8 protein-coding genes, 2 tRNA genes and 1 other RNA gene are annotated in these 6,766 nt (G+C 45.6%); 9 read left to right on the forward strand and 2 right to left on the reverse strand.

The window, feature by feature from the left end; genetic code table 11:
- Nucleotides 1-4 precede the first annotated feature (4 nt).
- From P402_RS0100940 to P402_RS16685, 3 genes are all read left to right on the forward strand, one after another.
- Nucleotides 5-95, forward strand: a tRNA-Ser gene (locus tag P402_RS0100940).
- Between the two features lie 34 nt (nucleotides 96-129).
- Nucleotides 130-219, forward strand: a tRNA-Ser gene (locus P402_RS0100945).
- 106 nt (nucleotides 220-325) lie between these two features.
- Nucleotides 326-790, forward strand: a complete 465-nt coding sequence (locus tag P402_RS16685; protein ID WP_026827019.1) for a DinB family protein — start codon at nucleotides 326-328, stop codon at nucleotides 788-790.
- A gap of 39 nt (nucleotides 791-829) precedes the next feature.
- On the opposite strand, the gene P402_RS0100955 is transcribed toward P402_RS16685, so the two are convergent.
- Nucleotides 830-1,507, reverse strand: a complete 678-nt coding sequence (locus P402_RS0100955; protein WP_014969073.1) for a deoxynucleoside kinase — start codon at nucleotides 1,505-1,507, stop codon at nucleotides 830-832.
- Nucleotides 1,504-2,133 (reverse strand): deoxynucleoside kinase, encoded by a 630-nt coding sequence (locus tag P402_RS0100960; RefSeq protein WP_012368929.1) that lies wholly within the window; start codon nucleotides 2,131-2,133, stop codon nucleotides 1,504-1,506. The genes P402_RS0100955 and P402_RS0100960 overlap by 4 nt, the downstream gene beginning before the upstream one ends.
- Before the next feature lie 108 nt (nucleotides 2,134-2,241).
- On the opposite strand from P402_RS0100960, the gene tadA reads away from it, so the two are divergent.
- From tadA to P402_RS0100985, 6 genes are all read left to right on the forward strand, one after another.
- Nucleotides 2,242-2,748, forward strand: a complete 507-nt coding sequence (gene tadA / locus P402_RS0100965) for a tRNA adenosine(34) deaminase TadA (RefSeq protein WP_034769527.1) — start codon at nucleotides 2,242-2,244, stop codon at nucleotides 2,746-2,748.
- Nucleotides 2,749-2,796: 48 nt separating this feature from the next.
- An RNA gene (ffs, locus tag P402_RS16790) (signal recognition particle sRNA large type) lies at nucleotides 2,797-3,063 on the forward strand.
- A gap of 505 nt (nucleotides 3,064-3,568) precedes the next feature.
- Entirely contained in the window at nucleotides 3,569-5,254 is a 1,686-nt protein-coding gene (dnaX, locus tag P402_RS0100970; RefSeq protein WP_026827021.1) for a DNA polymerase III subunit gamma/tau, read from the forward strand.
- A gap of 22 nt (nucleotides 5,255-5,276) precedes the next feature.
- A complete protein-coding gene (locus tag P402_RS0100975; protein WP_012368932.1) occupies nucleotides 5,277-5,597 on the forward strand; it encodes a YbaB/EbfC family nucleoid-associated protein in 321 nt (106 codons plus the stop codon).
- 18 nt (nucleotides 5,598-5,615) lie between these two features.
- Nucleotides 5,616-6,215, forward strand: a complete 600-nt coding sequence (recR, locus tag P402_RS0100980; RefSeq protein WP_012368933.1) for a recombination mediator RecR — start codon at nucleotides 5,616-5,618, stop codon at nucleotides 6,213-6,215.
- Nucleotides 6,212-6,436: a YaaL family protein gene (locus tag P402_RS0100985; RefSeq protein ID WP_026827023.1), complete on the forward strand. Its 225-nt coding sequence runs from the start codon at nucleotides 6,212-6,214 to the stop codon at nucleotides 6,434-6,436. Before recR ends, P402_RS0100985 begins: the two co-directional genes overlap by 4 nt.
- Nucleotides 6,437-6,766 lie beyond the last annotated feature (330 nt).

Genomic DNA, 6,766 nt, shown 5'->3' on the forward strand with positions numbered 1-6,766 from the left:
ACTTGGAGGCGTACTCAAGTGGTTTAAGAGAACGGTCTTGAAAACCGTCAGGCGGCGAAAGCCGTGCGTGGGTTCGAATCCCACCGCCTCCTCCACTTCTTTTTTTTTACCCAAAATTACATGTAACATGGAGTCGTACCCAAGCCCGGCTGAAGGGGACGGACTCGAAATCCGTTAGGGGTCGCAAGGCCCGCGTGGGTTCGAATCCCACCGACTCCGCTTATATAAGCATCTCACATTCATCGTGAGATGCTTTTTTATTGCTTCCATCAAGAGTGGCATGCTATGTTTTCCTACATCTTAGACAGAAAAAGGAGCAGCAATTATGACACTCACTAAACACATGTTACTCACACATTATCAGGACACGATGGATTTTGTTCGTGGTCTTGAACACATATCGGAAGAAGCATGGCGGACACCTTATGCAGAAGGGAAATGGACAGTCGCTGAAATCATCGGTCATTTATCGCCATGGGATCGATTCCTTGTCGCGGAACGCTTGCCATATATTTTGGCGAATGAACCGTTCCGTGTGAAACCGGACAGCGAGGCTGTTAACGAAGAGGCCGCAAAAATGAGCCGGGAACAACAACGGATTTTGACGATTGACGAATTTTTAGTCAGCCGTGACCGATTGCACCGTGCCGTTGAACTGATTCCGGAAGACCGTTTGACGGATACATTCACGTCAAAAGGAAAAACGATTTCGCTTCTCGAATTTTTAGGCGCCATGATGCAACACGATTTGCATCACCGGGCTCAAATTGAACAAGTAACCGTGGCATGAAAAAAAGCCCGTCGACTTAACCGTCGACGGGCTTTTGGATTAGCGGATTTTAGCAATGCGGGCGACTTCAAGTTGTTTGTCGATTTTTGATAAAATCCGTTCGATTGATTCCGGTTCATTCAACAAATCATATTCGTCGATCGACAGACGAAGGACAGGACAGATTGTGAAGTTATTGATCCAGTTCGTGTAGCGTTCGTACATTTCTTCCCAATACTCGATTGGCGTTTGTTGTTCCATTTCGCGTCCGCGTAAACGAATCCGCTCAAGAACTTGTTCAAACGATCCTTCGAGATAAATCAGGAGATCCGGATGCGGGAAGAACGGTGTCATGACCATTGCGTCAAACAAACTCGAGTACGTTTCATAATCCGTTGGTGACATCGTTCCTTTTTCGAAATGCATCTTCGCAAAGATGCCTGTATCTTCGTAAATTGAACGGTCTTGAATGAAACCGCCACCGTATTGGAAGATTTTCTTTTGTTCCTTAAAGCGTTCAGCAAGGAAGTAAATTTGTAAGTGGAAGCTCCACCGCTCGAAATCATGATAAAATTTGTCCAGGTAAGGGTTCGTATCGACTTTTTCAAGAGATGTCCGGAAACCAAGTGAGTCTGCTAGACCGTTTGTAATCGTCGATTTACCGATACCGACCATTCCACCAATCGTAATGACGGCATCTGCCGGGATGTTATACTTTTCACGTAATTTCGAGTTCATGCGTGGTTCGCTCCTTCATATAATTCGTTGCGGATCTTTGTCAGGACGTATTCCAAATCTTCCGGACGCTTGACGAAGTCCAGTTCATCTCCGTTGAAACGGATGACTTTCACTTCCGGATGCTTGATTTGATAATCCGTGACGAACGTTTCGTAATCAGCTGCCAGTTGTTCGAGATAAGCACGTGACATGTTTTCTTCAATCTCACGTCCGCGTAAAGCAACACGTTTCATCAACGTATCGATGCTTGCATCTAAATAAATGACGGCATCGGGTTTAGGCATATCCGTTGTCAGGATCGAATAGATTTGTTCGTACTTATCGAGGTGCTCGACTTTCAGAGAACGATGGGCAAAAATAAGGTTTTTAAAGATATGATAATCAGCGACGACAGAGCGCTGCTTACTGAGATAGTGACGTTCGATATCATCGAGTTGCTTAAAGCGATTACACAAGAAGAACATTTCCGTTTGGAAACTCCATTCTTCGATGTCTTCATAGAACTTTCCAAGAAAGGGATTTTCTTCGACGATTTCGCGTAGCATAGAAAATGAGAAATGGTGACTGATGGCGTTAGCAAGTGAAGTTTTTCCAACACCAATGGGTCCTTCAACCGTTATGAACATATTCAATTACCCTCCGTTCAGCAAAGTGCAATTTATATTTTAGCACAAAGCAGCGGCACCTGCCGAAGTTTCCCGGAGAGAATTTTTGTAAAGATAGGAAGTGTGATGATGGAACGGCATGAACACTATATGCACCTCGCCATTGAAGAAGCAAAAAAAGCAAAAGCAATCGGAGAAGTCCCGATTGGTTGTGTCATCGTCAAAGGAGATGAGGTCATCGCGACCGGTTATAACCACCGGGAAACGAATCATCAGGCGACGGCACATGCAGAGCTGTTAGCGATTGAAGAAGCCTGTAGTAAGTTAGAAAACTGGCGCCTGGAAGGATGCGAGCTCTATGTGACGCTCGAACCCTGTCCGATGTGTGCCGGAGCCATTATGCTGTCGCGGATCGAACATGTCATCTTTGGAGCGGTTGATCCGAAAGGAGGATGTTGCGGGACCTTGATGAATCTGGTCCAGGATGACCGGTTTAATCATGTGTCGCAATTGACAGGTGGGGTTCTTGAACAGGAGTGCGGTGAGATGCTGACGTCTTTTTTCCGGGAGCTTCGGGCGAAAAAGAAACAACAGAAACGGGCAATGGGTTGCAACGGGACCGATGAAACAGTATAATGAAAAAGCACTCGAAACAAGTGCCACTAAAATACGATAAACCATTTGCCGTGCTAGGTGGGGATGTAGCGGTTCCCTGTCACTCGCAATCCGCTATAGCGAGACTGAATTCCATATCGAGGGATAGGATTGGTGTGGTCTGCCTTACGTAAGTAGCGTTGACGTCTGAGTCCTGCGCAACAGATACCCATGAACCAGGTCAGGTCCGGAAGGAAGCAGCCTTAAGTGGTGCTCTCTGTGTGCCGCAGGAGTGCTTGGACTGAGCAGGCTGCGTGAGTAACGCATGTTGAACCTATTTCAGAATATGGTGCGCGGCAGTTTAATTTTAGATAACAAGTCTACAGCCGGTTCCGGTTGTAGACTTTTTTAGGTAGAATAGAAAGAGGATTTTGAACTACCTCCACCTACGCTTCGCTAAGAGGTGGAGGATTCCTGAGTTATCCAACCTAGCGGTCAAAAATTTATCAGGCTAACCCCGTCGTCCCGACGGTTGAACATTGATCTTGTCCGTTTCTTTTATACGGATGCCTACTCTGCTTGGTTTTCGCTACTTCGGTCATCCGCAAGGTGAACGTTGAAGATTTTACGTGACAGACGAACTTCCTGTCACAACCCTATATCTTCAGTTTTCAAAGAACATGACTATTTTTTTATTCCTGATTTTAATTGTTTTCAAACCAAGAGTGTCGGACAATTGACGTGTCGCAAGACACGCCTTGCCCGAAGACGATTCATCCCCCACTTGCACTAGGGCCTCGCCCTGAACGTTTAGAAGTGGGAGTATTCTCGTCTGATTTTGATAAATAGAGGAGGCGCAAACTTGGCCTATCAAGCATTATATCGGGTATACCGGCCGCAACGTTTTGATGAAGTCGTCGGACAGGCCCATATTACCCGGACGATTCAAAACGCCTTGATGGAAGAACGCATGTCACATGCCTATCTGTTCTCTGGACCACGAGGAACGGGGAAAACCAGTCTGGCAAAAATCATTGCGAAGGCAATCAACTGTGAAAAAGCGCCTGTAAATGAACCATGTAACGAATGTCCGACGTGTCGGGCGATTACAGAAGGATCAAGTCCTGATGTGTTTGAAATCGATGCTGCGTCCAACAACGGTGTTGATGAAATCCGGGAAATCCGGGATAAGGTCAAATATCCACCATCGGAAGCAGCATACAAAGTGTATATCATCGATGAAGTCCATATGTTATCAACCGGTGCCTTCAATGCGTTATTAAAAACATTGGAAGAACCGCCGGCACATGCGATTTTCATCCTGGCGACGACGGAGCCGCATAAAATTCCGGCAACGATCATTTCACGTTGCCAACGTTTTGACGTCAAGCGGCATGAAGTGGATCAACTAATGGAACGGATGCAGTACATCTTATCGGATCAAACGATCGGTTATACGGAAACCGCGTTACGATTGATTGCCCGAGCTGCGGATGGCGGAATGCGGGACGCGTTGAGCCTGCTCGATCAGGCAGTCGCCTTTTCAAATGGAGACTTAACGGATGAGGCTGTACTGGAAGTGACGGGGGCAGTTGAGGATGAAGCATTGCTCGCAGTCGCGAGCGCATTGCAAGCCCATCAAGTCGACCAGTTGTTGCAGACACTTGAAAAAATGCAACGTGCAGGAAAAGATTTAAAGCGGTTCGTTGAAGACTTGGTGTTTTTCTATCGTGATACATTGCTACTTAAAACGTCTCCGACGGCGGTTGATTTACTGGAACGGGCTCGGCCGACGGAAGCGTTCAAGACATTTGTCGAAACAATCGAGATGGAAACGTGTTTCCACGTCATTGAACAGTTACATGATTGCCAACAGCAAATGCGTTTGACGAATCATCCGCGTGTTCTAGTCGAGATTGCGTTCATTCAGATTGCGGAACAAGGACGAACGACAGGACAAATCATGCAAAGTTTGCAACAAGAAGTACGGGAACTGAAAGAACAGATGCATCAGTTGAAAGTAACCGGAATCCCAGCTGCTGAAGGAGCTGCTGTCCAACAGCCCGCTAAGCGAAAACAAGCCCGACCGACAGTGCGGATTGCCAAGGAACGAATCCGGCAAATGTTGAGTCGTGCAGAGAAGGCGCAGCTTCTTGAGATTCAAGAACGTTGGGATGCCATTTTGAAATTGATTCTAAAGCAAGACGGTCCGATTTATTCATTGGTACACGAAAGTAAACCGGTCTTATGTTCAGAGGATACATTGCTGATTGAATTCGATAACGGAAAAGGATGGCACTTTGAACAGGTCATGACCAATGAACGAACGCGTTTCGTTATTGAAGAAGCACTGTTTGAGGTCTGTGGTGTCAAACGCCAAATTCTTGCGATTCTCGATAATGACTGGAAAGAACTAAAAGCAGAGTTTGTTGCGAAACGAAATAGTAGTAATATAGAAGAGAAAGAAGTGGCAGTCGAATCGGAAGAAGATCGATTGTTGTCCGAGACGCTCGGACGATTTGGTGATATCGTAGAATTCGAAGACTAATTCAGTTAGAGGAGGAAGAATTATGCGTGGTATGGGAAACATGAACAACATGATGAAACAAATGCAAAAGATGCAAAAAGATATGGCGAAAGCGCAGGAAGAGTTAAAGGACTTGACGGTGACGGGAACGGCTGGCGGCGAAATGGTCTCTGTCGTAGCAGATGGTCATAAAAATATCATCGATGTCATCATCAAAGAAGAAGTAGTTGATCCGGATGATGTGGAAATGATTCAAGACCTCGTACTTGCTGCGACGAATGATGCTTTGAAAAAAGTAGATGAACTCGTTTCGAGTAAGATGGGTAAATTTACACAAGGAATGAACATGCCGGGAATGTTTTAAACTGTAGGGGGAAACGAATTGCAATATCCTGAAGCAATCAGCCGCTTAATCGAAAGTTTTACGAAGTTACCAGGGATCGGTCCGAAAACGGCTGTTCGTCTTGCGTTTCATGTCCTTGATATGGAAGAAGATGATGTGCTGATGTTCGGAAAGGCACTGGTAAGCGCAAAGCGTGATATTTCATACTGTAGCATCTGTGGGAATATCACGGATAAAGATCCATGTTACGTCTGTTCCGATAAACACCGTAACCGGACAATCGTTTGTGTCGTTCAAGATTCACGTGATGTCATCGCGATGGAAAAGATGCGAGACTATCAAGGGTTGTACCATGTCTTGCACGGGGCAATCAGTCCAATGGAAGGAATCGGTCCTGAAGATATCAATGTATCGAGCTTATTGACGCGCTTACAGGCGGATGAAGCTATTACAGAAATTATCTTGGCAACGAATCCGAACATTGAAGGGGAAGCGACAGCGATGTATCTTTCCCGACTGCTGAAGCCGACTGGTATTCGTGTTACACGGATTGCCCATGGTCTTCCGGTCGGTGGTGATTTGGAGTACGCGGATGAAGTGACGTTATCCCGTGCGATGGAGGGAAGACGCGAGTTATGAATTGGTTTCGGAAAAAAATCCGGAGCGAATATGATGAACGTTTTCTTCGGGAACTGGCGCAGGCACAAGAAAACTACTTGATGAAACGCCGGTTGCTTGAAATCAGTTACGATGACTACGGTGATCTCGAAGCTCAAATGAAGCTGGCTGAATCCGTTTATTACTTCTATATTAGAGAAGCGAAGAAACGACGTGTCTCGTTACCTACTGTTCGCTTATAATGAAAAAAGAGGAAGGCTACCGCCTAGTAATGAGGTGGTAGCCTTCTTTTCTATTCTTTTTAAAATTAATTTAATAAAAGAGTTGTCAGGTTGTAATTATCGTGGTATATTAATTCTTGTCCTTAAGAGGACGAGCGCACTGCCGGAAACAAGAAAAAAACTTCTTTCAAAAAGTTGTTGACTTATTGTTTCAGACTTGGTATTCTAATTGAGTCGCCAAAACAGGCGCGGACGAACTTTGAAAACTGAACGATGAGGCAAAAAACGTATCTTCGGATACAAACAATGAATGAAGCGCAAGCTTCGTCAACGTGACTTCGGTCACACAAC

Origin of the sequence: Exiguobacterium sibiricum 7-3 (assembly GCF_000620865.1) — a bacterium.
GTDB lineage: Bacteria > Bacillota > Bacilli > Exiguobacteriales > Exiguobacteriaceae > Exiguobacterium_A > Exiguobacterium_A sibiricum_A.

What these genes read in the sequence shown, in the direction of transcription:
- P402_RS0100960 (WP_012368929.1), bottom strand. Translation starts at nt 2,133, where the DNA reads ATGTTCATAACGGTTGAAGGACCCATTGGTGTTGGAAAAACTTCACTT.
- tadA (WP_034769527.1), top strand. Translation starts at nt 2,242, where the DNA reads ATGGAACGGCATGAACACTATATGCACCTCGCCATTGAAGAAGCAAAA.
- P402_RS16685 (WP_026827019.1), top strand. Translation starts at nt 326, where the DNA reads ATGACACTCACTAAACACATGTTACTCACACATTATCAGGACACGATG.
- P402_RS0100955 (WP_014969073.1), bottom strand. Translation starts at nt 1,507, where the DNA reads ATGAACTCGAAATTACGTGAAAAGTATAACATCCCGGCAGATGCCGTC.
- P402_RS0100985 (WP_026827023.1), top strand. Translation starts at nt 6,212, where the DNA reads ATGAATTGGTTTCGGAAAAAAATCCGGAGCGAATATGATGAACGTTTT.
- P402_RS0100975 (WP_012368932.1), top strand. Translation starts at nt 5,277, where the DNA reads ATGCGTGGTATGGGAAACATGAACAACATGATGAAACAAATGCAAAAG.